At 43.9% G+C, this 26,530-nt stretch carries 31 protein-coding genes; 5 read left to right on the forward strand and 26 right to left on the reverse strand.

Going from position 1 to position 26,530, the window contains the following annotated elements; all coding sequences use genetic code 11:
- Positions 1–121: 121 nt before the first annotated feature.
- The 7 genes from ABK447_RS16870 to ABK447_RS16900 all read right to left on the reverse strand — a co-directional run bounded on the left by ABK447_RS16870 (position 122) and on the right by ABK447_RS16900 (position 7,919).
- Positions 122–2,050, reverse strand: a complete 1,929-nt coding sequence (locus ABK447_RS16870; RefSeq protein ID WP_003155677.1) for an LTA synthase family protein — start codon at positions 2,048–2,050, stop codon at positions 122–124.
- Positions 2,051–2,519: 469 nt separating this feature from the next.
- Complete coding sequence (locus ABK447_RS16875; RefSeq protein WP_076425516.1) at positions 2,520–3,326, reverse strand: trans-aconitate 2-methyltransferase; 807 nt, start codon at positions 3,324–3,326, stop codon at positions 2,520–2,522.
- Positions 3,327–3,350: 24 nt separating this feature from the next.
- Entirely contained in the window at positions 3,351–4,025 is a 675-nt protein-coding gene (locus ABK447_RS16880) for a type II CAAX prenyl endopeptidase Rce1 family protein (protein ID WP_227749529.1), read from the reverse strand.
- Positions 4,025–4,834, reverse strand: a complete 810-nt coding sequence (locus ABK447_RS16885; RefSeq protein ID WP_076425519.1) for a SagB/ThcOx family dehydrogenase — start codon at positions 4,832–4,834, stop codon at positions 4,025–4,027. Before ABK447_RS16885 ends, ABK447_RS16880 begins: the two co-directional genes overlap by 1 nt.
- A 26-nt stretch (positions 4,835–4,860) precedes the next feature.
- On the reverse strand, positions 4,861–6,207 hold the full coding sequence (locus ABK447_RS16890) for a YcaO-like family protein (protein WP_015239353.1): 1,347 nt from the start codon (positions 6,205–6,207) through the stop codon (positions 4,861–4,863).
- Between the two features lie 2 nt (positions 6,208–6,209).
- Positions 6,210–7,202, reverse strand: a complete 993-nt coding sequence (locus ABK447_RS16895) for a TOMM precursor leader peptide-binding protein (protein WP_076425521.1) — start codon at positions 7,200–7,202, stop codon at positions 6,210–6,212.
- Positions 7,203–7,214: 12 nt separating this feature from the next.
- Positions 7,215–7,919 (reverse strand): hypothetical protein, encoded by a 705-nt coding sequence (locus tag ABK447_RS16900; protein WP_012117035.1) that lies wholly within the window; start codon positions 7,917–7,919, stop codon positions 7,215–7,217.
- A gap of 977 nt (positions 7,920–8,896) precedes the next feature.
- Here ABK447_RS16900 and pznA point away from each other — a divergent pair.
- The gene (gene pznA, locus ABK447_RS16905) at positions 8,897–9,022 is read left to right on the forward strand and encodes a TOMM peptide plantazolicin (protein WP_157662605.1); all 126 of its coding nucleotides are present in this window, start codon (positions 8,897–8,899) and stop codon (positions 9,020–9,022) included.
- Positions 9,023–9,083: 61 nt separating this feature from the next.
- Here the strand turns inward: pznA and ABK447_RS16910 are convergent, their stop codons facing one another.
- The 6 genes from ABK447_RS16910 to ABK447_RS16935 form a co-directional block, all read right to left on the reverse strand.
- Entirely contained in the window at positions 9,084–9,806 is a 723-nt protein-coding gene (locus tag ABK447_RS16910; protein WP_094031571.1) for a pentapeptide repeat-containing protein, read from the reverse strand.
- 54 nt (positions 9,807–9,860) lie between these two features.
- On the reverse strand, positions 9,861–10,601 hold the full coding sequence (locus tag ABK447_RS16915; RefSeq protein ID WP_032867543.1) for an ABC transporter permease: 741 nt from the start codon (positions 10,599–10,601) through the stop codon (positions 9,861–9,863).
- 14 nt (positions 10,602–10,615) lie between these two features.
- Complete coding sequence (locus ABK447_RS16920) at positions 10,616–11,506, reverse strand: ABC transporter ATP-binding protein (protein WP_015417000.1); 891 nt, start codon at positions 11,504–11,506, stop codon at positions 10,616–10,618.
- Entirely contained in the window at positions 11,507–11,818 is a 312-nt protein-coding gene (locus ABK447_RS16925) for a transcriptional regulator (protein WP_007609957.1), read from the reverse strand.
- Positions 11,811–12,404, reverse strand: a complete 594-nt coding sequence (locus tag ABK447_RS16930; RefSeq protein ID WP_015416999.1) for a hypothetical protein — start codon at positions 12,402–12,404, stop codon at positions 11,811–11,813. The genes ABK447_RS16925 and ABK447_RS16930 overlap by 8 nt, the downstream gene beginning before the upstream one ends.
- 292 nt (positions 12,405–12,696) lie before the next feature.
- Complete coding sequence (locus tag ABK447_RS16935; RefSeq protein WP_100001294.1) at positions 12,697–15,879, reverse strand: bifunctional cytochrome P450/NADPH--P450 reductase; 3,183 nt, start codon at positions 15,877–15,879, stop codon at positions 12,697–12,699.
- Positions 15,880–16,043: 164 nt separating this feature from the next.
- Between ABK447_RS16935 and ABK447_RS16940 the strand changes: the two genes are divergently transcribed.
- A complete protein-coding gene (locus ABK447_RS16940; RefSeq protein ID WP_007609950.1) occupies positions 16,044–17,114 on the forward strand; it encodes a DUF3900 domain-containing protein in 1,071 nt (356 codons plus the stop codon).
- 36 nt (positions 17,115–17,150) lie between these two features.
- Here ABK447_RS16940 and ABK447_RS16945 read toward each other — a convergent pair whose 3' ends face one another.
- Positions 17,151–18,272 carry an FAD-dependent oxidoreductase gene (locus tag ABK447_RS16945; RefSeq protein WP_033574961.1) on the reverse strand — a complete coding sequence of 374 codons (1,122 nt, stop codon included), beginning with the start codon at positions 18,270–18,272 and terminating at the stop codon, positions 17,151–17,153.
- A gap of 150 nt (positions 18,273–18,422) precedes the next feature.
- Between ABK447_RS16945 and ABK447_RS16950 the strand changes: the two genes are divergently transcribed.
- The gene (locus tag ABK447_RS16950; RefSeq protein ID WP_007408942.1) at positions 18,423–18,935 is read left to right on the forward strand and encodes a MarR family winged helix-turn-helix transcriptional regulator; all 513 of its coding nucleotides are present in this window, start codon (positions 18,423–18,425) and stop codon (positions 18,933–18,935) included.
- Between the two features lie 38 nt (positions 18,936–18,973).
- On the opposite strand, the gene ABK447_RS16955 is transcribed toward ABK447_RS16950, so the two are convergent.
- The 4 genes from ABK447_RS16955 to ABK447_RS16970 form a co-directional block, all read right to left on the reverse strand.
- Complete coding sequence (locus ABK447_RS16955) at positions 18,974–19,618, reverse strand: Bax inhibitor-1/YccA family protein (RefSeq protein WP_007408941.1); 645 nt, start codon at positions 19,616–19,618, stop codon at positions 18,974–18,976.
- 91 nt (positions 19,619–19,709) lie between these two features.
- A complete protein-coding gene (locus ABK447_RS16960) occupies positions 19,710–20,012 on the reverse strand; it encodes a hypothetical protein (protein WP_100001290.1) in 303 nt (100 codons plus the stop codon).
- Positions 20,013–20,041: 29 nt separating this feature from the next.
- Positions 20,042–20,215 (reverse strand): YezD family protein, encoded by a 174-nt coding sequence (locus ABK447_RS16965; protein ID WP_003155693.1) that lies wholly within the window; start codon positions 20,213–20,215, stop codon positions 20,042–20,044.
- A 314-nt stretch (positions 20,216–20,529) separates the two neighbouring features.
- Positions 20,530–21,396: an STAS domain-containing protein gene (locus ABK447_RS16970; RefSeq protein ID WP_007408939.1), complete on the reverse strand. Its 867-nt coding sequence runs from the start codon at positions 21,394–21,396 to the stop codon at positions 20,530–20,532.
- A gap of 161 nt (positions 21,397–21,557) precedes the next feature.
- On the opposite strand from ABK447_RS16970, the gene ABK447_RS16975 reads away from it, so the two are divergent.
- Positions 21,558–21,920 carry a VOC family protein gene (locus tag ABK447_RS16975; protein ID WP_007408938.1) on the forward strand — a complete coding sequence of 121 codons (363 nt, stop codon included), beginning with the start codon at positions 21,558–21,560 and terminating at the stop codon, positions 21,918–21,920.
- 84 nt (positions 21,921–22,004) lie between these two features.
- Positions 22,005–22,331, forward strand: a complete 327-nt coding sequence (gene hmoA, locus ABK447_RS16980) for a heme-degrading oxygenase HmoA (RefSeq protein WP_003155696.1) — start codon at positions 22,005–22,007, stop codon at positions 22,329–22,331.
- Between the two features lie 32 nt (positions 22,332–22,363).
- On the opposite strand, the gene ABK447_RS16985 is transcribed toward hmoA, so the two are convergent.
- From ABK447_RS16985 to ABK447_RS17020, 8 genes are all read right to left on the reverse strand, one after another.
- A complete protein-coding gene (locus ABK447_RS16985; protein WP_020953931.1) occupies positions 22,364–23,053 on the reverse strand; it encodes a YetF domain-containing protein in 690 nt (229 codons plus the stop codon).
- Positions 23,054–23,166: 113 nt separating this feature from the next.
- Entirely contained in the window at positions 23,167–23,445 is a 279-nt protein-coding gene (locus tag ABK447_RS16990; protein WP_007408936.1) for a YesK-like family protein, read from the reverse strand.
- 30 nt (positions 23,446–23,475) lie between these two features.
- Positions 23,476–24,009 carry an N-acetyltransferase gene (locus ABK447_RS16995; RefSeq protein WP_015416991.1) on the reverse strand — a complete coding sequence of 178 codons (534 nt, stop codon included), beginning with the start codon at positions 24,007–24,009 and terminating at the stop codon, positions 23,476–23,478.
- Positions 24,010–24,097: 88 nt separating this feature from the next.
- Positions 24,098–24,667: a spore coat protein CotJC gene (gene cotJC, locus ABK447_RS17000; protein WP_003155700.1), complete on the reverse strand. Its 570-nt coding sequence runs from the start codon at positions 24,665–24,667 to the stop codon at positions 24,098–24,100.
- 14 nt (positions 24,668–24,681) lie between these two features.
- Positions 24,682–24,945, reverse strand: coding sequence for a spore coat protein CotJB (cotJB, locus tag ABK447_RS17005; protein ID WP_007408934.1), 264 nt, complete (start codon positions 24,943–24,945; stop codon positions 24,682–24,684).
- Positions 24,929–25,177: a spore coat-associated protein CotJA gene (cotJA, locus tag ABK447_RS17010; protein ID WP_007408933.1), complete on the reverse strand. Its 249-nt coding sequence runs from the start codon at positions 25,175–25,177 to the stop codon at positions 24,929–24,931. Before cotJA ends, cotJB begins: the two co-directional genes overlap by 17 nt.
- A 147-nt stretch (positions 25,178–25,324) precedes the next feature.
- Entirely contained in the window at positions 25,325–25,609 is a 285-nt protein-coding gene (locus tag ABK447_RS20950; protein ID WP_015416990.1) for a hypothetical protein, read from the reverse strand.
- 181 nt (positions 25,610–25,790) lie between these two features.
- Positions 25,791–26,510: a YebC/PmpR family DNA-binding transcriptional regulator gene (locus tag ABK447_RS17020; protein ID WP_003155709.1), complete on the reverse strand. Its 720-nt coding sequence runs from the start codon at positions 26,508–26,510 to the stop codon at positions 25,791–25,793.
- Positions 26,511–26,530: the final 20 nt, after the last annotated feature.

Genomic DNA, 26,530 nt, shown 5'->3' on the forward strand with positions numbered 1-26,530 from the left:
AAATCTACTGTAAGATATGAGAGATTGGCGCCCTTTGTGACCAAAAGCTCTCTCTTTTTTCAGATTGGTGAAGATACACACAAAAAAAGAGCCCCACGGAAATTCCGTAAGGCTCTTTCTATTATTTATTATCCTGATTCAGCTTTTCTTTGCCGTAATGATATTTAGACGGATCAACCGGCGTAAAGTCGCTCAATTTGTGGAATCTGAGCAAGTCTTTGTACATCACGCTGTCAGACAGCTTCAGCTGCTCTGTGACTCTGGCTTTCAGGTTTTTCGTTTCCTGATTGCCTTTCAGTTCTTTTCCTGTCTTCGTATCGTATACGACATTGGAGATGGAAGTATATTTCGGCGTGACGTAATCTCCGTTACGGAACGTCACCGTATCATCATGGTCTTTCGAGAAGAGATCGGTGCCGAAATTAATATATTTCTTAGAATCGATGCCTTCCAAGTGAAGGATCGTCGGCACAACGTCCATTTCACCGCCGTACGTATGGTTCACCCCGCCTTTTTTGCCCGGGATGCGAAGCATAAGCGGCACACGCTGATTCTGCGCGTTTTGATAAGGCGTAATTTCTTTGCCGAGAATTTCTTTCATCGCGCGGTTATGGTTTTCAGAGATTCCGTAATGGTCTCCGTAAAGCATAATCACCGAGTTGTCATATAAACCGGATGACTTCAGGTCTTTAAAGAACTGTTCAAGCGCCTCGTCGAGATAACGCGCCGTCTGGAAATAGTCATCCACAGTCGCGTCGCCCGTTTTCGCTTTTTCGATCGTTGCGTCTTTTTCATCAAGCGTAAACGGATAATGGTTCGTCAGCGTGAGCAAATGCGCGTAGAACGGCTGTTTCAGCGATTGAAGCTTCGGAATGGATTCTTTGAAGAATGGTTTATCCTTCAGTCCCATATTGACAAGGTTGTCATCAGACATATCGTATGTGCTGGCGTCAAAGAATTTATCGTAGCCGATATGTTTGTAAATCTGGTCACGGTTCCAGAATGATTTGTAGTCACCGTGTAAAACGGCGCTTGTATAGCCCTCACTTTGGTCAAGGATGGCAGGAAGCGATTGATACGTGTTTTCCCCTTTTGTCACGAAGGCTGATCCTTCAGGCAGTCCGAACAGGCTGTTATCCATCATCAGCTCGGCGTCAGATGTTTTACCTTGGCCCGTTTGGTGGAAAAAGTTATCAAAGTACGTCATGTCCTCTCCGCCGCGGGCGAGTTTATTCAGGAACGGCGTGACTTCTTTTCCGTCAAGTTTGTAGTTGATCAAAAACGATTGGAAGCTCTCCAGGTGAATCTTAATGATGTTTTTGCCTTTGGCCTTGCCGAAATACTCGGCGTTCGGCTTCGCATAATGCGACGATGTGTAGTTTTCAACGCTCGTCAGGTCATCGCTGCTGGCATATGCCCGCTGTGATTCCGTCTGCGCCGTCTGTACGCCGTCATAAATTGTGTAATTATAAAGGCCTAAGTATTTTACAATGTAATTGCGGTCAAACGTTCTTGTCAGCAGCTCCGGGCGGTCCTCTTCGGCAATCGCCAGGTTCACGAAGAACAAAACAATACCCGTCACGATAATTAATGACGTATACCGTTTTTTCAGCTTGAATTCCTTCAGCTCACGTCTCCACACCAGAAGCGCGATTAAAATAATAATATCAACAAAGTATAAAATATCATGGCCGGACATAATGCTGAAGATGCCGTCTCCCATATTTCCCACATTACCGGATTGCTTTAAGTTCGGGAATGTCAAGAAATCATCGAAGAATCGATAGAATAGGATATTTGCATACAAAATAAACGTCATGATGAAATCAATAATCACCATGATAATCGCTGATTTGCGGCCTTTCGCAAACAATGCCAGTCCTAAAAAGAAAATGGCGCTTGAGAACGGATTGATCACAAGCAGAAACTGCTGCGTCGGACCCTTCACCCCAAGGTTGAATTCAGCATGATAGGCTAAATACGTTTTGGCCCAAAACAAAATAATAGCCAGTACAAAAAAACTAAGTCTGTAAGAAAATAATTTCTTCATGGCAACCTCTACTTTCCTAAACACTTTAAATCTGTATTCTTACTTTTTGCTTCAATTCCTGCTTTCCGAGCAAAACGAAAGCATCACACAGCCCCATAAACACACCATTTAAAAAAACGATATATTTATCATTCGTGTCATGCCCATTGAACATCTTATCCCGCCAGCCATTAGACGCAGGATATCCGTTCTTCGTTTCACATTTTTTTCTGGCATTAAAAGGTACCGTATCAGACCGGGTCTGAAAATAGGAGATACCAAATATAAGAATAACACAAACTTCTAAAAACGAACAATGAATATCAAAGACAGCCGCCCAACAGGCGGGCTGAAGTTATTGTATGCAAAGGGGTTAAAAAACTTGAAGGTTTTTTTGGCTGATGTAAAAAAAGGACTGGAGTCATCCAGTCCTTTACCTGTCAAATTATCGCTTAGACCCTAAAGATATACAAAAATGCTTTCTTCACGTTTACCTTTTGTTTTTTATAATCCAACCATGCAGCAGAGCTGGCATTTGTGACTGCTTTAACTGTTCTCCAACACTGGTCCTTAACGCGTCTTGCAAATTTCTGTTTCTCATTAGCGAAAAAAATTGTGAACTGGTTTCATCAAACCCGCCAATAAAGGAATTACCCACCTGAAATGACACCCCATGTTGTTCTTTGGTCACAACATGCAGCAGCTGTTTAAATTCTTCCAGTGTTAAAGAAGCACGATATTGATCTTTTAAATAGGCTTCTTCCTCACGAGATTGCGCTGCGTTAAGGCCCTCTCCCAAACTGTTCCTGTCCAAGTCTACAATATAGATACATGATTGATCTGATAATAGATGGATGAGTGTATTTACAATAGCAATAGGATTCTTAAAGAGTCCAAAACATAGATGTATGAATATAATGTCTTGCTTCTTAGACACATATTGCATAATATTTTCTGCATTTGAACATATAAAAGATGCATTAATACCGAGTTTTTTTGCTGAAGAAATTGCTTGGGCAGAGGAATCAATACCTGTCAGTTCGATCTTTTGAAACCGACTGTTCAAATATTGAATTACTTGCCCCTGTCCGCAACCAATATCTAATACAGAATACGGCTCTCTATTAAATTTACTGGAGTAAAACGACAGAAATGTTTCAATTGAAATACTTCTAATGGATGAGGTTTCCCTCTCATCATACCGAAAGCTCACTTTACTTTTCTCAGGATGAGAAAACCATGTTTGTGCTTGAATTCTGTTGGCTTCTGACTCTCTGACAATTGTTTCAATTTCCATATAACTGTGACACCTCCAAAGAGTTTACCACTCTGCTTGAGACATTGTCGGCGAAGATGGATTTATTTTCTTTTTGCTGACAGGACGAAAATACTGGATAGTTAAATTATGCACAATATGGAATGCAGCTGCTGATAAAAAATCAAATTGTGCAGCTATTACAGCTATTACAGTAAATACAGTCATATAGGGGGCTGACTTTACACCACCGAGGGGAATATGGAGCAGTAAGAATCCTATCGAGCTAATACACGTACACAATAAGACAGAATCAAAGAAGTATAGTTTAAATAGAAAAGGAATACAAATTCTCCATATTAATTCCTCTGAAACTGCGCATAAAGGCAGGAAAATCAATGTATCAAGTTTATTTACTTTTCTTTTAACAAATACAACGGATTTGTTTTTCCCCTTCCAGATAACATAAGGAAAAAAGAAACCTAGGGCACTAAATAATAAAACACCGTACGCATTATTGCTATGTATTAAAAAAAAGTTATCATCTAATAAGAAGATGCTGCAACACATAATTCCACCAAAAACGGTGATAATATCATAACTGCGCTGCGGTGTTATATGACGAGTCAGTTTATATTCCTTAGTTCTATGCTTGATTTGATACATAACTGTTAGCTTTGAAACATAGGGACCCATCAAATGAATCAGGATCCCTATAAAGATGCATGCCCTTAACTCCATCATGTTCCTGCAACTAAAGTATATATAGGGGCATCGTCTACTCCATTATGGCCACCAATAAGATCCATGAGCTCATCATCTATAAACCCTCCGTATGGACGGCTCTGGATACATTGGGCTGTGGCCAATAAAATCATATTCTGCATCAGATGACCCGCTTCAATAAATATAAATCGATATGAACGATGGCCATATTTAAACCTTGACCTCCAAAAGCTAGCCGATATGATTACAGCGAAAGAAAAGTCCTTTACAGCTTCTTCTTGTAACATTATTCTTCCGAAATCCTCTTCAGAGTACTCACCTAGATGAACTAGGCTCTTACGATAAGGATCAAAGTGATATAGACCTTTTTCCAAAGAATCCACCTTGTTGCTAACAACGTACAGATCCAACGGATAAAGAGCTCCGCCAGAAGGAATAGGGCGTCTAGGACCTTCAGGGCGCTCTATTAATCCATAACTACCCTGCAGAATGGTAGAAAGCTGTGCTAATGTTGTACTACCACCGTTAAACTGTTCGATACTTCTCCTATTTTGAATAACTTCATCTAATGATACACTTGTCCTCAATGGGGAAGGTAATGTAATCAATGGCAAGTCATCAAATCGTTTACCTGCATGAGTAGCGATCTTCTGTAATGTTGCAGATCTCATTAGGCCTGCTACTCCTGGCGCGTCCCACGCCATAGAGCTTCGATAAACTTTCGAAGCCTCAAACCAGTTCTCAGAAGGATCATCAAATCTTAGTTTTTCATTGCCATAGACTACATCAACCAAATTAGTGGCATGCCTTTCAATCTCTTTCATTTCGTTAACCCCTTTCACCTTAGTATTTATGGGAATGGATGAGGTACTGGATTAAGTGTTTCGATTGTAAACGGGTCTGGTACTAACCCTAAATCGTAAGAATGTCGTAATATACGTTCTCCACCCAACATTCTTCCCCTGTAAAGGACATCTATAGGTTTAAACCCTGGAATGATGGACTTTACTACATAAGCTCCGGCATCTTTTATATCAGGACTTGTTAAATCAAATGTAGCCACTTTGAAACCTTTTTCATATAGGTGATCATTTAGACTATTCCAAAGTACATCAGGAGAACTATCATCGAATGACTTAAATTGGTTAACATCAACTAAAGTGCTGTTACTTGTAAGGAAATCAGCTTCCTTGACGATATCGGTTCCTGCGTAAAGCTTAATATGGTCCTCAAAACTATTGATATCCCTATTAAAATCCGCATTCACTAATGCGTTACCTAAACGTTGTTCCGTCTTGACCCAAGTTCTTGTATACATACCTTCAATTGCTGCCTTTTCACAAGCCCTTTCTATTGAATAGGAGGAGGCGGCTCCAATTGCAAAAGGGGCTAAATTCGTATGAGGATTTCTGACAACTGCTAGCACAGAAGGAATACCTGAAAATACAGTCATATCAACTAAGTGCAGCCGCAATGATGTTGGTTTAATATATCTTTCATAAAAGCGTTTTAATCTCGGAGAAGAATTCACATCAATCTGGGGCAAGCTCAGCTTGTTATACCAGGTAAGCATAAAAGCATCCCGTTCAATCGTTTCAAATAAACCTGAAATTGCTGCTTCTACAAAGGTAATTCCGCAAGCAAGACCATTACTTGTAGCATGACCTATATTAGTGTCCCCAGGCCATTCCGTATGATTGGCGATATGGATTAGTTGCCCTGGGGTCCATACCTCCTCATTTGTTTTAGCATATGTCCCTTTTCTCCACCACAGCTTAGTATTTTCATTCCAAACTTCATGAGGAAATATAGGATCTTTGAATTGAGTTGGAGCGTACAATTCCCAATCTTTATATCCAATGAAACGCTTATTCTCCTTCTCTAATTCCTTTTGTGATCCAAAACATACAACATCAGAATCAAATGGAAGATAAGCTGCACTATATCTTTCCACCGTTTCCCCAATAGCAGCTAGTCTTGCCGCAGCCGCATTATCCGATCCGCCTCCATTATAAGAATTAGAGGGGACTCCGAATAAAATTTTACTGTCTGTCCCATGAGCACCGTACGAGTGTCCCCAAACGTCATCTACATCGCGTAATTTCCGATACTCTCTTCTCACTATACCTACATATGGATCAGCAAGACTATCAAGGACTTTCCATGAATCTTCTAATGTCGTCCATTTACTCACCATAATTATTTGGCCACCTCGCCGTGATACCATACTTGAGGAAACCCTGTGTCAGCGGCAGGAGAACACTTTTGGCATCTCGGTACTCTATATACACGATGGTTATCAACTGAAACTCCCCTGTCATCCAAATTGACAGTTATAAAACCACCTGGAACGGCGCTTGGTGCATAGTCTCTTAGTGTAATCCACTCTGTGACAAGATTATTCGCTATTCCTGCCTGTACCAAATGAACTGGCTGATTATATACCGGTTGTTTCGCAGCGTTGACTGGCTTGACCTTCATCAATTCTGAACGAAATACCTCATCTGAAAAGTTTGCTGATTTACGTAGGTTATAACAATGGAGACATGCAGACTTGTGCGGGATGAAAAATGGACCAACCCAAGCTGTCTGACCATCGTATGGAATAACACACAACCAAGGGACATGATCTTCTAATGACTGATCATTTACTTGTTCTAACAGCGGGTCCAAATGTGAAGCTGCTACAGCAATACGTATCGAAGGCTTCCCATTATCCGGTTTTTCTTTCCAATCTATGTTTAATCCTGTTTCCTGCAAGCTATTAGTAAGGGTTATTGCTAGGTTATTTTCCCCATGTGCTACAACTTCCACTATGCTTGTCTTTAATCTATGTAAGATCTGGTTGACTTCCACTTGCCCCCCTGCCCTCTCATATGCCAAAAAAGCAGTCATGTCAAAATTAGAAGTAGATTGTATACACAATCCGTTCGTCACCAGGAAATCGAAGACGTTTCTTAACTGATCTTTCTCTAGGTTGAACCTTTGGTGCAGTTCTTCAATTGAGACTCCATTCTCACATACAAGATATTCTGAAATTGCCTCAAAGAATTCAACGATTCCTTCTCCATCAACTTTTGTAATGGATTGTGCTTTAAAGCTTAACAGGCTTCCTTCCAATTCTCCCAAAGTAATATGAGGAGATAATTTGAACCTTACAACCGTTTGAATAGATTGAGTTTGTTGAGACATCTGTATTCCTCCTTAATTAATTTGTTTATTTTCAAATAATTGAGCTGCATTTGGCGGATGCCCAATTATCTGTTCCAGAATATTAGTAGTTGGTTCTAGTCGGTCATCGGAAGACAGTATCTGATATTCTACCAACCATTCTATTAGATCCAGTGGCATGTTATTTTGCATCAGCATCCTAATCGCTTCCTCTTTATTTTTACATTGTAAATCTATCTGCATTTCCAAATCTTGTTCAAATATATCTTTGAGTCTTTCCATACTAATAACTTCCGCTCCGGTTAGGTCAAAGGCTTTCCCTGCGCGAACATTTACATCTTTTTTTGAGATTAAGCATGCAGATGCAACATCTTGAGTGGAAATCCAATTTACGCCTACCGGAGAAAAAGCAGTGAGCAGTATTCCTGTGGCTGCTGCCCATCCTCTGTACAACTCGATTCCGATATCCAAAGGGGATGTTCTGTATAAAATACTTTTTTTATATTTTTGTAGTAACTCTGTTTCCACGTAACCCAATTCATCATTCAAATTATATCTCCGGTTTGAAAGTATGATTGTTTCAGCATCCAAGTCAAAAGAGTTGATGAAAGAATCACTTTCGTACTTTATTGATCCGCCTAAATCTACAATCTGCAGTGGATAATCATGGAGCTCAGCCGCCTTATCCTCCAATATTTGTTTCAGGGGTTCCCTAACTCCCATGTAGTGAATTTTCACGTCTAATACCTCCTAGTCAATAATCTCACTCGATCAATCTCATGATTTGTCATCAGAAAGATAAGCAAAAAAGTTAATATAACCAATTAATACTTAATATGGAAATCATAAATTTGATAATCACCGTGAATAAATGTCTTAACAAAAGATGGTTGAACCATAAAAGTTAGGACAGTGCAGCAGCAAATAGAAAACAGCATACAAGATTAAGTTAGTTAGGATCAGAAGTTAAATACCTTTCTTAAAGTAAACAAAGGATGGTGTCTTGAGAAAACAAATAAGTTAATAACGTATTACTTCCTCCTACTTTAGATCGCCAGGGGCGGCCTGGTTCATCTCTCTGTGCGACAAAATAATACAGGGAGTTACGAATTCACAAATATCATTAAATCAATTATTGATTTTGTAATACTATCTGAAGAAGCTTCTGAAGAATGCTGAGGTAATACAAAGAAGAGTAAATCTTTCGTAGGTGACACCAGAATCATTACAATACCAATGGGGTACAAGAAACCCTTAGTAAATTAAGCTTTATTCTAAGCAGTCGGGCAGTCACCCCTTTTGTCCAACAGACAAAGCTCAAGCTTCCTTGAAGTTTGACATTTCCTGTTAAGAATCCACCCAAAGCCCCGATCAGCCTATGCGATTTGCCTGAATTAGCTTAGCTTTAACTTCAAACAACGTTTCCTTTTTCCTAACAAGTTGGGTTATTCCGCTTAAAAAATAGTATTTATTCCCATAACCCTATTAAAACACATACTTTCCCTCTGATCAAATACAAAATTCAGAATTATTAATTTCATTTTTAACTAAATTTAGAGTGATTCAGCTTCTTAAACCAAATTGCTCATTATAAATTCATTATCTATATCACAAAAAATTACATATTTGGGTTGACAATGCTGTCCATATAAATCACAATATGGTACATATCGGTAAATTCTTTGTCGATAAATTTTATGGAGGAGGTAACAATTATGACTCAAATTAAAGTGCCAACTGCTCTTATTGCAAGTGTACACGGAGAAGGTCAACATTTATTCGAGCCAATGGCTGCACGCTGTACCTGTACCACAATCATCTCTAGTTCATCTACGTTTTAACCTCTAAGACAAATAGACCAATAAGATGATTCTTATTGGTCTATGCTTCTTTATATTAAATTTAAATTAATTCTACTGAATGTAATGAAGTCCCCTCTTCTTGCAGTATACGGTATGTTGTTTTATCCATTTTGCCTCCTGTAATTTTAACGTTTGCAATATCACAAGATTCAAACCGAATATTAATTAGATTGCAGTTCGTAAAGGATACTTTCTTTAGATAGCAGTTCTTGAAGAACGTATGCAGGATGGAGGTATCTGTAAAATTGACTTTTGGGAGGTGACAACCGGTATAAAGCATATACTCAAGTTTACATGTGTCATAATTTGACTGGCTGAGATCACTTTTTTTAAATGTCGATTCTATGATGGCGGAGTCTTTACATGAGAAATTCTTGAAGTAGCAGTTTTTGAAGACAGAGTGTTCGACATCGATATTCTGAAGAGTTGCACTTTTAAAGTCACTGAGATAGTACTCGGCATTTACCGGCTCAAAATCCTCCGTTTTTTGCAAATTCTTATTTATAAACGTCTTTTTTTTGAGTTTTAATACATTGGATTTATCTATATTCAGGTCACTGGTATCGACCGCCAAGCTTTTGGATTCTATTTCGCGTATAAGCAACTTCTCAATATCCAGCTTTGTCATACCCTCTGCTTCCAGGCTAATACCTCTATCATGAAGCTTAGTTAAAAGCTCCGTTTTTTTTCTGCTCAGTAACGAATTTCTTTCGTACTTTTTAAATAGAGCCTCGACATACAGTTTTAGTTTTTCACTTATCATTTCCCGCTCTCCTTTTAGTCCCAGCTGCGTTTTAATGACCCATTCTTCAGCGGTCTAGTTTCTTGCCATTTTAATGTAATGCCGGTATCCAATTAGAGAAACTATAAATCCCAGTATTGTATAGCTCAGTACAACAAGGGTTACCCATATTAGACTTTCTCCTCCCGATATCGTCGAGACCGATTGAATTAACCCTTGATGCGCCCAGTACTGCGGAAAGAGCATTCCAATAGTTTGAAGATAGCTTGGTAATTGATCATAAGGGGTCCATAAACCACATACAACAGCGGTACCTAATGCAATCACATTTGTCATGACCAAACCGGTATTTTCAGTCTTTGCAAAGACTGAAATGGCAACTCCCCAGGATGTAACCAGTAAAGATATCAACACAACAACCCACAGATACGCCGGAAAATTATTAATTTCAATATCATACAGAAATATTCCTAAAACAGAAAGGAGAAGAATTTGCATAAAAGTTATGACTAAAAAAGGGATACTTTTTCCTAAGAAGAAGTTATAAGGCTTTAAAGGGGTACTTGCCAGTCTTGATACAATTCCTTTTTCCCGATCCTTTACAAAACTTATAACGATGGAGATAATAATGAATGTAGAAAAGAATACGCTCATACCGGTTACAGATTGTGAAGCTACTAAAGTTTTGTTTGTACTGTCTGTCGTAAATAGCTCAATCAGCAATATGATGGACACAATAGGTAATATAATCGTCCAAAAAAACAGAGACTTATCCTTTAACTGTTTTAGCGTTTCAATTTGAGCGAGCGGTAACATGATAAATTCCCCCTTTATTCTTCATCACGCAAATCAGTGCCGGTAAGTTTAAAGAATACATCTTCTAATTTTGGCTTATATAAAAACAACTGATGAGGCACAATATTGTTTTCCTTACTGACGCTAATTAAGCGCTCCATGGTTTCTAAAGGTTTTTTGGTTTTTATTATCAGCCCTGAATTAACGACTGAAAACTCAAAACCATGGCTCTTTATTAATTCATGAGACAATGAGGAGTTAAACATAATAGATGATTCTTCATGTCGTTTAAGCAGTTCATTTATTTCTCCTTCATCGATAATCTGCCCTCTGTCGATAAAAGCTACATAGTCACAAAGAGTTTCAATCTCTTCCATGTAATGGCTCACATAAATAATGGTTTTACCGGCTTTTTTGAGTCGATTTACGATGTTAAAAATGTAGCGGCGTGATTGCGGATCCACGCCTACCGTCGGCTCATCTAGAATAATTAAGTCTGGATCGTGCATTAATGCACACCCGATATTTAAACGGCGCTTCATTCCTCCGGAAAAGTTCTCCACAACGTCGTTTGTCCTTTCTGACAACCCGATATCTTCTAACAGTTTTTTTGTTGTTTGCTTTAGTTTTAAGCCATTCAGTCCATGTACCTTTCCGAAAAATTCCATATTGGTCTTTGCGGTTAATTTTTCTTCAAGGCTGATATCCTGTGGAACATAACCCAATCTGCCATTTTCATTACCGACAAATTCAACCTTACCGTCATATTCCCGGATGATGCGTGAGATGATCTTAATTAAGGTAGATTTGCCGGATCCGTTCGGTCCAACAAGTCCATAGCAGACTCCTTTCGGAATTGATAAAGCCACATTGTCCAAAGCCAGAGTCGTGCCATAGCGCTTACTTATATGTTCAACTTGCAGCATTTACACCATTCCCCCACTGTTATTTATTTTAAATATGGATTCAATTGTATTAATGTACTCCTTGTAGGCTGCTTTCCCTTCTTTCGTAATCTGAACAATAGTCTTCGGCTTTTTGGATACGAACTTCTTGGTTAGTTCTATATAAGCTGCATCTTCTAACTTTTTCAGATGCGAACCTAAATTCCCATCTGTGATGTCTAATGACTTTTTCAGGAAAGTAAAATCACATTGATCATAAGTCATCAGTAAACTCATAATTCCCAACCGTACTTTGGCATGTATTAAATCATTGATATTGTTAACATTACTCATTTCCTTGCCCTTTTCTTTTCAAAATCATTCCTGTAAGTAATAGGCTGCCTCCGCCAATAAATGCAAAAACAATATTCATTGCCTCAGGAAATAAACAGAATGTAAGCATACCGAGTATGCTCAGCCAAAATCCCATAATAAAAATCTCTTTTGTTAACACGATGCCTAAGAATATGTACATAATAGACACCATTAACACAATCAAAAACGATAGAAATTCTCCTGTTCGCGGCAATAATCCCATTAAAATCAGGAAAACAAAAATGCATACCATTAATATGAATCCAATCCATGCATATTTTAATTGATTCTTTAAGAAAGTGGGCATGGGATCAAATTGTTTCTGCTTAAGATATGTCTTCAAAGTCAGTATCCACCCTAATACTGCCAGTATTAACCAGACACAAGCAAGGACTACAGAAGGTACCTTACATAAAGAAACGGAGTACGCAATAATCCATATACAGCCCCAAATAATGAAATATGGACTGGTTTGCCTTGAGTACTCAGTCTTGTAGTTCGTCAAGACCTTGATATGAGATAAGTTTTCAGCTATCTCTGATTCTCGAAAATTCTGATTTGACATAAGACAGGCTCCTCTTTTTACAAAGTACTTTGTGAAACAGAGTATATTCTAATTCCATATATTTGTAAAGAGGTTTTATCCAAAATAGACGCAACTATTTAGTCTCGGAAACAGCAGATGGGACTCTTGGCGCTGATATCCTTCCACCACTGTGAGACATCCTTATCTTGTTATAAGATCTCACAACAAAGCCTTCAGATTGCTGACAAACCGAATGTATATCGATTGGAAAGCAATTCATTTTCTTGAAGGAAAAAGGACTGGAGTCATCCAGTCCTTTACATCAAATCGGTCAAATCCCCGCCCAAACATCTTTTGCGTAAATGCCTTTTGTCTGGAGGTCCAAAAGCCATTCTTGCGCTTGCCGTTCGTCTGTTTCGCGGACCGACTGATACGCTTTTTGCAGCGTTGCCTCTACATCGGGCGCCATTTTGCTGCCGTCGCCGCATACGTAGAGGTGCCCTCCCCGGCCGAGGATGGAAATTAAAGCGCCGGCGTCTTTCGCCATTAAGTGCTGCACATACGTTTTCGGTACGCCTTCTTTGCGGGAGAAAGCCGTATGAAGCGTCACGATTCCGTCTTTTTCATAAGCTTCAAGCTCGTCACGGTAAATAAAATCATGATCGTTTCTGCATCCGAAATACAGATGAGCCTCCCCCAGCTCTTTTCCTTCTTTTTTTAACGCCGCCCGGGCCTGCAGAAATCCGCGGAACGGGGCGACTCCTGTGCCGGGACCGACCATAATAATCGGTTTTTCCGGATCTTCCGGCAGCCGGAATCGTGTTTCCGGAGTGCGGACAAACATCACGATACCATCCTCAGGGCCGCGGTCCGCTAAATAATTCGAAGCGACTCCGCGATACTCACCCAAACCGCTCCGGGCGGGGCCGCGAACGACGCCGACGGTAATTGAAGCCTGCCCGGGATGTTTCCGGGGCGAACTTGAAATCGAATAATACCGCGGCTTCAACGGGCGCAAAAGCTCCAGAAATCGCTCAAACGGAAGTTCACACGCTTCATATTTTTCAAGGAGATCGAGCATCGAGACGCGCGATGTTAAGATTTGCTCCTGATAGACGCCCTCCTCAAGAAAATCTTCCAATTCCCGTTTGTGCGGCGGGCAGACCGTATAAGCGGCCATTTCCCGGATTTGAGCCCTTGATGCCGCTTCCTGCAATTCGACACAGCTGCTCAGAAGATCATGCAGCCTGACCGGCCGATCGAGCGGGAGATGAGCCGCGCTCTGTCCGCTGGCCGTCAGCAGCACTTGATCATTCCCGTTCAGATTGAACCGGCGGAGAACACGGCTGACCTGCTCTTTGCTGTTTACCGGCAGCACGCCGAGATGATCCCCTTCATGATAGGCAGCCTCTTTCGGCAGAGTGATTTCGATATGCCTTGTGCTCCGGCCGCTTTCCGGCGCCTGAAGTTCCCTGTTTTCCGCAACGGATGCGTAAACCGCTTCATACGTCTGTGCCAAAGGAGACCCGCCAAGCCCGCTGACAAATTGAAGGCCCAGCGCACTTCGCTCTTTTTCGGCATTTTCATTCAGCTTGAGACCGAATGCCTTCATGGCGTCCGTCCACATGCTTTTTTTCCATTCATCAAGCTTTCCTTCAAAATCGCCGCTGACGTCCCCCTCGCCTCGGGAGGAAAAGCGTTCCGCCCCTTTTTTGGCAAGCTTCTCATCAATAAGCCTCGGTACAGCCTGATATGTCGCCGCCCAGTTATGATCACCGCAGCCGAAGACGGCATATCGGACGCCTTCCAGTTCCCCGGGTTTGACTTCTTCAAGCCATTGAACGAATTGTCCCGCGTTGCTCGGAGGCTTTCCGTTATAAGAGGACGTAATGATCAAGAGAGCTCCTTCTTTCGGCAGTTGTCCGATCCGGTCATTTAAAGGCGCCGTTTCAGTCCGGACGCCGTGCATCCCGGCAGTATCGGCAAGCTCCCGCGCCACGCCTTCTGCGGTTCCCGTATCTGAGCCGTACAGAATCAGAAGCGGTCGGTTATCAAGCCCGATAATGGATGCGCCTTTTGTTTCCCGTTTTTCTTTTTCGACGTCTTCCGCCGCTTTTTCAGCCGCCGGGAGAGCAGCCGCAACGGCTTCTTTATTTCTCGGCCGCACCCGGATATGAAAGTCGCCGGGCTTGATCGTCAGTGTCTGTTTAATATCGAGCTCATAATCGGTGTGATCGATAAAGGTAAAATGCTGCAGAATCATCCCCAGAACAAGAGTTGCTTCATGCAGGGCGAACTGCATACCGATACACGCCCTCTGACCGTTTCCGAACGGCTTATACGCATGGTGAGGCACTTGATCAGGATGTTCAAACCGCTCCGGATAAAATTCCTCCGCATTGTCTCCCCACGCTTCTTTATCACGGTGAAGCTGGGGAATTAAGACGGAAATTCTGTCTTTCGGCGTGATCGGATATTTCCCGCCGATCACCGTATCCTCTTTCGCATAAAGGCTGAACGCAGGCGCGGTCGGCCATAAGCGCAATGACTCCTGCAAAATCATTCGGATATAAGTAAGATCCAGCACTTGTTTATATGAAGGAACAGGATCGGTCAATACCCGATCGGCTTCTTCATAGGCTTTTTCCAAAACACGGGGATGTTTCAGCAGAAAATAGATGGCAAAGGAAAGCAGGCCGCTTGTCGTTTCATGGCCGGCAATTAAAAACGTGATGATTTGGTACCGGATATTTTCATCATCAAGTTTTTCGCCCGTTTCCGGGTCTTCCACATTCAGCATTCTGGCCAGCAGATCCTTTTCATCCCGGCCGCCTGACCGGCGCTCTGCGATAATACTGTCTACTAACGAAAACATCGCCTGAATGTCATGATGAAATTGGCGCTTCGTCCTGATCATAAGCTTATCCTGAACATCAAGGCGCTGCATTTGGTGCATCGCTTCATCAAGGGCGCGCACCATGCTGTTGATAAACGGATGAGGCGTTTCCCTGTAATAGCTGTTAAACCGATAGTTAAAGCCGCAAAGCCCGATCGTATCGAGCGTCAGGCGGGTCATATCAGCAGGCACATCAACGGCCTCATCCGGGTTCAGCCTAGCCCATTTTTGAATCAGCTGCACCGCGATATCAGTCATCATCGAATGGTAATCTTTCATCGCGCGCTGGCTGAAGGTCGGCATCAGAATATGATGCGCCTTTCGCCAGTTAGGCTCATGCGTCCAGCTTGTAAACAGCCCGTCACCGGAAAACGCCCGGACTTTCTCCAAAGCTCCTTCAATGCTTTTATCGAACCGTTCTTCATCACAAACCTCTTTCACCAGTTCATGGCCGGACACGACGATAATGGCGCCCGCCGGGGTATGCAGCTGAAAAATAGGCCCCTGCTCGTTTGCCAGTTTGATTAGCGACATTGTAGGCTTGTCTTTATCAAGCAAAGGAAGATTGCCGAGCGGACCGAATGTCTTCGGCTGCGGAATCGGACCTGTTTCCTTCATGAATAACACCCTTTCTAACACATTGATGCGTTCCTTCCAACTACAGTGCCCTTTTCACCGGCCAATTATCCGCCGTTACGGATCAATCCCCGGATTGACGATCGATAACGGTTTTTTCTATACTGGAGAGGCTTGTTAAATACAGAAATAAGGTGAGTTCACATATGGATTTTGAAATCAAGTTTTTATCGTTTTATGTCATTCAAGTGGAAGGAAAAGACGAACAGGCAAACAAACAGTTCAAACATTTCCAGACCCTTGACACGGAAGAATTTGAAGAAAGCGAGCTGAAGGATTTTCTTGACGGGGAATTGAAGAAAATCGTCAAACGGAAAGCCGAACGGCATCCGCAATCCGAGCAAGTCCCAACAAAAATCGGCCATTTTATCACGGAGCCGGGTCATGAGCTTGATTCAAATCCGAATTACAACCTTTTCAACCGCGCCAGACTTGCGGATACGAAGGAAGCATTTATCGAAGCAAGCGAGCAGTTCGTCCGCACTTACCTTGACACGAGCGCCGTGCGCGGCGGTGTTTTTATCGTGGCATCGGCCGTTCCGCGCAAGTATTTTGAAGACAAATTCGTCTTTATGATGAAATGCGATTTCGAGCCGAAGGTCGCCCGCATCTCAGACGCCTCGTCTCTCATTAAAAAGGTCGAAATGGCCATCACGACAAAAAACATGAAAAGCATTCAATATCCGTATATGCCGGAAGAAGGCATGACGGAAGAGCATGAGCTGAAAATCCACCAGGCCTCGCACGCCCGTTATTTCGAAGATTTTCTCAAATTTGTCGAATATGGCGAATCGATGCCGGAAATCATGAAAAGCCAAGTCATGAACATGGTGCAGGAACACGTGTATGAAACTTTTGAAGAAAACAGCGAAGAGCTTCAGCAGTTTGAGCACGACATTGAAATTTGGGAAGCAAGTGAAAAGCGGGAAATTCAGGAGCGCCTCGACACCCATCAAGTCATCGAGGCATCCGCGCAGATCATTGAACACACGCCGGAAGCCGAGCTGAAAATGAAAGTAGGAGAAACAGAGATTAAAGGATTACTGGCTGATTTCGGCGAATCCATCCATCTCGCAAAAGTGAACGGGCGCTATGTCGCGCTCATTGAGGCGGAGACGATCTCGTTTGAAAAAGGCAGTTCGCCGGTGGAGTTTCACAAGCCTGAGGGGCTGCATGAGGTGATTGAACGGATACGGAATAAATCTGAACAAGACTGACAAAAGTCCAGACGCCATGTTCTGGACTTTCTTTATTTAATAAGGCTCTTTGAGCAATCGATAGCATGCACCGATGATGTCTTGGACGCCGGGCGTTCCCTTTATCTCGCGGCGGACGATTTCAGATGAGAGATTCTGCACCTGTAATGCCCGCTCCGCCCGTCTTTCGAAGTATGCTTGACATGCAGTTTCATGGTTTTCGTGTTTTCGCAGTTCTTCACTAAGCACAATCGCGTCTTCAATCGCCATCGCCGCTCCCTGCGCCAATGTCGGCGCTCCTGCATGGACGGCATCCCCGCCCAGAACGACGCGGCCTCTGTGCCACGGTTCTTTGACCGCCATCTGCTCAATCTTATGAAACAAAACGGGATATTCCTTTGACATATTCTCTGTCACAAACTTTACTCCCGGAATTCCGCGCAGCAAGTCTTTCACCCGTTCAAAACGCGTGTCCTCGTCATCCCTGAAGTCAGCGTCATACGGCCGGATGATAAATACGTATCCTGTTTTTTCAGAGAGCGGCACGACTCCGACCTGCGTCTGCCCTTTTTTATACATCAGTGTCGAATCATGAAATATCGGCTCGGGAAAAGAAATGTAAAATCTGTGCGCTCCCATGCCGAGATACTCTGTTTTCACTTCTCTTTGCAGCATGTGATTGCGGACAGCGGAGCGGATGCCGTCAAAGCCGGCGAGAATGTCAGCCGTCATCGCGGTTCCGTCTGCACAATGCACCGTTATTTCATCTGCCGTTTCTTCGTAAGACACAACTTTTTTACCGAGCAGAATCGTGACCCCCGCCGCTTCAGCATGCTTTTTGAGGATATCGTTTAACGTTTGCCGCAATATATTATTCCGCCCCGGCAATGAATCATCTAAAAACGCCTCACTCACTTTAAACTGCAGCGTTCCGTTTTCATCATGCTGCTTCAGCCATTCCGTTTGAAAACCGTGTTGGCAGCATTCATCATACACACCGATTTCCCGAAGCACCCGCAGCGCATTTTGAGGCTGGAGAATGCCCGCTCCGCTTTTTCGCATGCCGGACGCCGCCTCGCAAAGGGTCACTTCAAAACCCGCTCTGCCGAGAGAAATCGCTGCGGACAGGCCGCCGATCCCTCCGCCCGCTATGATGATCTTTTTCACTTCATGGTTCATCACGATACCGCCTTCTCTATTTATTTATCACTTATTAACTATTAGCCACCTTACTATATAGGCTGAAAAACTGTCAATCTTTATAGGTTGCCTTTTGAATCCGGCAAGCTTATACTTTGAATCACTAAAATGGTACGGAGGCTTACAAAAATGGAGTTGAGACATTTGCCGGATTACTCGCAGATTGCCGGACGCGCTGAGATTTACGCCGATATGGATGCTGAATCATTGAAAACATTTTTGACGTTATTTGATATGTCTAAAAAAATGAATCAGGTCATGGAGCATTATTTCTCAAGTCACGGATTGTCCGAAGGGAAATTCAAAATTTTGATGTTTCTGTTTGACGCACCCGGCCACAGCCTGAGTCCGACAGAGCTAGCAAAAAAATCCAATGTCACCAAAGCGACCATCACCGGATTGATCGACGGACTCGCACGGGACGGCTTTGTAAACCGCAGCCGGCATACCGGCGACAGACGAAAAATCAGCATCGAACTCACAAAAGAAGGAAAAGAAAAGCTGATGCTGTTTCTTCCCGGCCACTTCTCCAATATTTCAGGAGTCATGGAAAGCTTCACCGCTGAACAAAAAGCGGAATTGACAAAAATGCTTGAAGTATTATTTGATAAGCTTCTGCTGTTTTCCGGCGGCAGAACATAAAAAGGCGCCCCTCTCAGCAGGGCGCCTTTTTCGCGCGGTTAATCATCACTGTTTAAAATTCCGAAAAACCGTAGCAGGTTGATAAACAAGTTAATAAAGTCGATATAAAGCGTCAATGCCATCAAAGGAATCAGGTCAGCCGTGATGTCCCGGTGCTTGATCTGGTTCAGATCGTATAAGATGTACATTGAAAACACAATCGTTCCGATGACGGAATACGCCATCATGGCGGCGGAATTCAGCGGGCTGAAAATATTAAAGATCCCCACTGCGAGAAGTGCGATAACAGCGACAAGCAAGAAGGACCATAAAAATGACAAGTCCTTTTTCGTCTTAGCGCCGATCGTGCCGAGCACCGCAAAAATCACAAACGATGAACCGAATGCCTCCAATACGACATAGGCCCCCGCTGCGGACGCATAATGGCTGATAATCGGAAACAGCGTCATTCCGGAAATGAAAGCGAATGAAAACACAAACACATATCCGACGGCTTTTTTTCGGCGCAGCCAAAATGCGGCGATGATCATGACGACCTCTAAGACCGACAGCGGCAGCATCAATGCCGGCGGAATGAACTGGCCCGTATACAGGCCGATTGTCGCAACTAACAGTGTAAACACAAATACCGTTATAATGCGCTGCATAATAGATTGTTTGCTCTCATAAGCAGCAGTTTGCATGTCAAAAGTCCTCCCAAAAAAATGATCTTGATAGGTCTATTATAAATAAAATGGGAGAAATTTGTATGATTTTAAGAAGATTTTAAGGATGTCAGGCCTGACGTTTTGCTGCGCATTCCTGCATATCCATGAAATCATGCAGTTTTTTCGTCAAGCCGCCGTGCCCGAATCGGATCTTCCCCTTCTGCCCCGGCGTTTTCGCGAAATCGAGAAATGCCAGCACATAAAGACGCCTGACGGGAATCGGAATGACGCCCGCATCATAAAACCAGCAGTCAATTGTATTGAGCACGCCTTTGTTAATACCGTATTGCTTCGTGCACCAATGCAGAAAGCGCACTTCGGGCAGGTGCAGATACCGGCTCTCCCGGAAAGGAACAGTTGAATGCTTCATATGTACCGCCTCCTGTCATTGGCTGTTTTTTAAGATTGTTTTACTTCTTTGCTCTTCAGGGAAAATCGATATTTCTCCACCTTATCAATTTGTGTCACTTGGGAATTATGAACCGTAATCTGAACTGTCCCGAAATCGAGCGTTTCCAGCGCGCTGATAATCTTTTCGATCACATGCGGATCTACGTTTCCTTTGGACGTCATCATGCTCCCCCTTTATGTCTGGCCGTTCGTCTTTTGACAATGAGCGTTTTAATTCATACTATTCTGATAAGAAATATATAATTATACTATTATGTTTTCATTCAGAAATCAATAACATTTACACAATTTTTGGATATGTTTTCTTTGCGAAAACTGTCACTTCCTTCGCTTTGATATAAACCGTGTCATCCCGAAATCGACTCCCAAGGCGTCATATAGCTGTTTTTAAGAACGCAATCTTCAAGTTCCGACATATTTACATTGTTTTCCGCTGACAAAAAAAGCGCCCCGCCTCTGGCCGGAGCACCTTTTTACTATGCTTTTGCTTCCTCGATCACACATGTGACACCCATGCTGGCGAGCGCCTGCTCCAGGGAGCCGTAAGTTTGATACTCTGAAAAATCAAGGCCCAATTGGATAGAAGTCTGTGCCACATCAGGCCGAATGCCGGAAAACACGGTTCTGATGCCGAGGAGAAATAACGTTTTCGACAGCATATACAATTGCTGCGCCACCATCGTATCGACAATGGGTACACCGGACAGATCAATCACAAGGTTTGTGATCCGTTTGGCGACACAGTTTTCCGGCACCGACTCCAAAATCACGCGTGCCCGTCTCGTATCAATCGAGCCGATGAGCGGCAGAGTGCCGATCGTATCCGCGATCAAAATAACCGGACAGCTCAATTCGGAAATAAGCTCCTGCTGAGATGACAGCCTCGCGATCATTAATTTCTGAAACTGTTCAGTAAAATCCGTCATCAGCTGATCAAACGAGCCGTTGACAAGGTGATTCCAGCGGCGGGCATCCTCGTTTGTTACGATGTCCTGATGCTCATCCATAAAACGGGTGACCGCCTCCCAAAAGACGGTTCTTGAATTGCCGATCGCCTCAACGACCTCATGAACCTCCGCGTCTTGCTCCACTCTGCTTTTCGCTACCTGTGCGGCCCATTTTTCTTTGTTATGCTGAAAAACGGCCGGATCCTCCAAAAAAGCGCTTGCGATGACCGTGTTTGTAAAGGTATGCTGCTCGATCAGCAGCCGTTTCATTTCCTCACTTAATTGATCCGCAGAATAAAAACGCCCTCTCAGCTTCCGTCTCAGCTTGAGCCATTTTTCCGTCAGCTCTGCCGAATGTGTAATAATATAATCATGAAGTAATTGGTCTTTGTTCACTGCCGTCTCCTCTTTCAAGAATATGTACTTTTGTCTAAATTATAAATCGGAATCGCCGATCGTACTAGAGAAATTAAAAAAAGCCTGCACATTAAAGCTGTTGATTGCTTTTTTCGGCAGGAGGATACACTATAAAAGAAATGAAACAGGAGGTCAGTATGATGATCAAAAAAATCGCAACAGTCGCCGTATACACTGATGATCAGCAAAAAGCGAAAACATTCTGGACGGAAAAAGCGGGGTTTGAAACCGTAGCCGAGCATCCGATGGGCCCGGGCGCCTTCTGGCTTGAGGTAGCGCCCAAAGGGGCCGCCACTCATTTGGTTATTTATCCGAAATCGATGATGAAAGGGGCCGAGCATATGAAGGCTTCTATCGTATTTGAGTGTGAAGATGTCTTTGCCGCATACGAACAGATGAAAAAGAACGGCATCACCTTTTTAGATGAACCGAAACAAATGGAATGGGGCAGCTTCGTGCAATTTAAAGATGAGGATGGTCATGTCTTTCTCCTGAAATCGTAATCCGTCATGCACCTTAATTGACTTTGAGAATCATTTTCATTTAAAATGTTGGATAAAGCGTGAAAATGATTGGAGAGCTGCCAGATGTTTGTGCAAATCAGAAAAATGACCGTAAAAGAAGGACATGCCGACAAAGTAATCGAACGCTTCAGTTCAGAAGGCGTGATTGAAAAGCAGGAAGGTTTGATAGACGTAACGGTCCTGGAAAAAAAAGTCCGCCGCGGTGATGAAGAAGTCGTCGTGTTAATCCGCTGGGAGTCTGAAGATCATTGGAAACAATGGGAAAAAAGCGAAGACCACATCGCGGCCCACAAAGCAAACCAAGGCAAGCCGAAACCTGATTATATGCTTGGGACGGATGTCGGTATGTATCATGTCAGAGCCGTTAAAACAGGCGTACACGAAAAATAATAAAGAGCATTTGCCCCAGGGCAATGCTCTTTTTATTTTTTCTCCTCATACGGCAGGACAAACAGCGGTTTATCGGGCTTCCATTCCGCATACAGCACATCCTCCGTTTTTTTGATGTTCAGCTTTTTCAGCTCCTGATTCAGCTGCTTTTCTTCCAGCCCGGCTTCTTTCAGATTTTCATACAGCACTTCGCCGTCAATAATCAGCGTGACCGGCAAAGAGACCTGCTTCGGCTTTATTTGCATGTCGCCGTTTTTCGTCGTGTCATATTGAAATTTCGGCAGGACACTGACCATCCCGTTTGTTTCTAAAATCGCGTACTCCGCTTCCTGTATGGAAAAGCAATTCGCCTGTCTGAGAAGGCTTTGCAATTGATTAATGTCCAGCTTATTCTTTTTCAGCACATCATATTTCAGTTTTCCTTTATGTATGATAATACTCGGCTCGCCTTCCAACAGCTTTCTGGAGCTTTTTACTTTCTGCGTAATCAGTTCGATGAGATAAATTAAAACCCCCCATAACAGAGAGGCAAAAATGATTTCAAAAATCCTGACGCCTTTATCATACACCGCATTTCCGACCAGTTCGCCGAGGATGAGCGCGGAAATAAAATCAAACGGCGTAATTTGCGAGAATTGAGTTTTTCCAAGCAATTTTAAAATCACAAATAAAATACCCAAACCGCATACTAACTCCCAAGCCACTGTAAGTAAATGTCCCATATTCGCACCTTCTTCTTAAAAGTCATTACCATTATGGACATCCGCCTGTTTTCTATACAGCGGCCGGCAACACACAAAAAAACGCAGCCGAGGCCGCGTTTTTTCACTTCTGCTTACTGTTTTTGATTCGATCTGACGACCCGTAAGCACACCTCAGCGGCATAACCGGCAGCCGCTCCGGAACCCGCAAACATCGCGGCAAGCCCCAAGCCCATTCCTTCCCAGCCGCCGACACCGAAAATGCTGTAAACAACCGTACCGAAAGCAGTCAGGCCCAGCACCGCCAAAAGGCACTCAGGCCACATCTTTTTCGGCCATTTCTTGCGGAGCACAGCCGATACGGCAAAGTTAAGACAAAATGCGGCCAGACAGATCAGAAAAAAAAACCCCATGTCTTTTGCACCTCCGTCATGAGTAGCTTTTTATTTGCTCACCTTTTTTTCAAACAAATGATAACCCGGCGCGGGTCCTTTTGATTCGTACCCCATTCCGCTGTAAAACGACTGAAGCGCCTTGTTTTCGGACACGCAATCGAGCCGGATTTTCGTTTTTCCCGGACAAGACACACCCCTCTCCGCCCAAGTCATGATTGTCCGGCCGAGCCCTGCCCCTGCAAACCGCCTGTTAATCGCCAGCCGGTGAAGATATACGGACTCCTCATGTCCTTCATCGCCCCAAAGACGTCTGTCCCACCCGCTTGCTTCGGGAAGCAGCATGACGACGCCGGCCAACTCTTCATTCTGCCTGAATAAAAAAACATACCCTTGGGCGATCGCCTCCCGCATATTGTGGGTATCTTCCCCTTGCAGAAGGCCGCTCCACTGGTTCGACCCTTTATCGCGAAGCCATTCTGCCGCTTGCACGAGCAGATCCATGACCTCTTTTGCATCATCTTTCCGGGCGGAGGTGACCCGGAATGCCCCCGCCTTCTCCTCCGTGATCGTAAATGGTGTCATAAAAGCCTCCCGTAATCAGAATATTCGACACCTTCATTATAGACCAAACGCAGAAAGGAAAAAAACAGCCGTCATGTTTGAGGGCCGTTTAAAAAATTTTCTTCTTATCACGTTCTTCTTTTAAAATCTCAACCGCTTCCCTGAAACGCATAGAGTGGACGATTTCACGCTCACGCAGAAAACGGAGTGAATCATTCAGGTCAGGATCATCGGAAATATCAATAATCCATTGATACGTCGCTCTCGCCTTTTCTTCAGCCGCAATATCTTCATATAAATCAGCGATCGGATCTCCCTTCGCCTGTATGTAAGACGCTGTGAACGGAACTCCGGCCGCATTGTGATAAAACAGCGCGCTGTCATGGTTGACGTAATGATCGCTGAGCCCTGCATCACGCAGCTGCTCCGGGGTCGCATCTTTTGTCAGCTTATAAATCATCGTCGCAATCATTTCTAAATGCGCAAACTCCTCCGTGCCGATATCCGTCAGCAGGCCGATCACCTTGTCAGGAATCGTGTAGCGCTGGTTTAAGTACCGGAGCGCTGCGGCCAATTCGCCGTCCGCCCCGCCGTATTGTTCAATGAGAAACTTAGCCAGCATCGGGTTGCATGTACTGACTTTAACCGGATACTGCAGCTTTTTTTCATATACCCACATTTACAGATCCCTCCTTATACTTGCCATGGCCAAGGACCGCGGCCCCAGTCCCATTGAGCGCCGACCTGACTCACGCCGAATTGCAGAAGCGGTCCGTACTCAGGTTCAAACCGCTTTCTAAGCTGTCTTGAGTACCGGGAATATTCATGAAACTGCTGAAGCGCGAGACGGTCATGGGGATGCGTATCCAGATAAAGCGTCAGCTCCACCAAGACAAAGTCCGCCGCCTGAATTTGCTCCAGCAGCCGATAATATTCATCATCAATCTTTTTCGCCATATTCGATTCCCCCCCGATAAGGATTATCATAGAAATCGTAAAGATCCTTCCAAAGGGTCCCTTTTCTCAATGCCTCCATCGGAGAAAACTGCTCTAAGTGATACGGCTGAAACCGCATATAAAGATGCGGCGGCGTTCTGAAGTATTTTCTCCCGATCGGCGGGCAGGGATCAAACCGGCTGTGGAAGGGTTTATAGGATTTGACCGGTGTAAACGGCTGATTTTCTTTCATTACGATCCTCCTTTCCTCAACACATGACCTTAATAGGTATGAATCCGTATCGGCATTTATGCCCCGCAAGAAATGAAAAAAGCCAGCGCTTAGAAACGGTCACAAAAAAACACTCTTGCTGTTCCAAGAGTGCTTTTTCCCGAATGGTCAGATATATTGGCTGTCCCGATGATGATGATGGAACGGGTAGCCGCCGTAGCCTCCGCCATAGCCGCCAAAACCGTACCCCGGATATCCCCCGAAGCCTCCGTAGCCGCCAAAACCGCCGTAACCGCCAAAACCGTATCCCGGGTAGCCGTAGCCTCCGCCGAAACCGTATCCCGGATATCCTCCGTAGCCGCCGTAGCCGCCAAAACCGTACCCCGGGTAGCCTCCGTAGCCGCCATAGCCTCCGCCATAGCCTCCGCCGTAAATCGGTCTTCTTTCATTCATGGTTTATCGCTCCTTCACATAGGTTACAGTCCAGTTTATGACATCCGGAAGGAAACGTATGGGCATCCGCCCAGTTTTGGCGAAATAATCAATAATTGCTTACGGAGAAAAATACGATACAGGCTGACCGCTTAAGCAAAATAAAAAGGCCGGAACTTATGCCGCCCCGGCCTTTTTGTCTTTATTCGCCTAAATCTACATTGTGATAAACCTGCTGTACGTCTTCGAGGTCTTCCAGCACATCGATCAGCTTTTCAAATTGAGCTTTCGCATCTTCCGGAAGCTCGACTTCATTTTGCGCAAGCATCGTCAGCTCCGCAACCGTGAACTCTTCAACACCGGCATTTTTGAATGCCTCCTGCACGGCATGGAATTGGTCAGGCTCGGCATACACGATCACACTGTCATCCTCTTCTAAAATATCGCGCACGTCCACATCAGCTTCCATCAGCAATTCCAGCGCTTCATCCGCCGTCTTGCCTTCAACGCCGATAACGGCGGTCGCATCAAACATGTAAGCGACAGACCCGCTCACACCCATATTTCCGCCGTTTTTCCCGAATGCGGCGCGCACTTCAGGCGCCGTGCGGTTTACATTATTCGTTAACGCATCAACGATGATCATTGAACCGTTCGGCCCGAAACCTTCGTAACGCAGCTCGTCAAAGTTCTCCTCCGCGCCGCCTTTCGCCTTTTCAATCGCACGCTCAATAATATTTTTCGGCACGCTGTACGTCTTCGCACGCTCAAGCACCACTTTTAACGCCTGGTTCGATTCCGGATCTGGCTCGCCTTGTTTTGCCGCCACATAAATCTCACGGCCGAACTTCGCGTAAATCCGGCTCGTATTTGCGTCCTTTGATGCTTTCTTTTCTTTAATATTGTTCCACTTACGGCCCATTTTGTTCCACTCTCTTTCAC

It is taken from the genome of Bacillus sp. hwrm1 (assembly GCF_040207805.1).
GTDB lineage: Bacteria > Bacillota > Bacilli > Bacillales > Bacillaceae > Bacillus > Bacillus velezensis.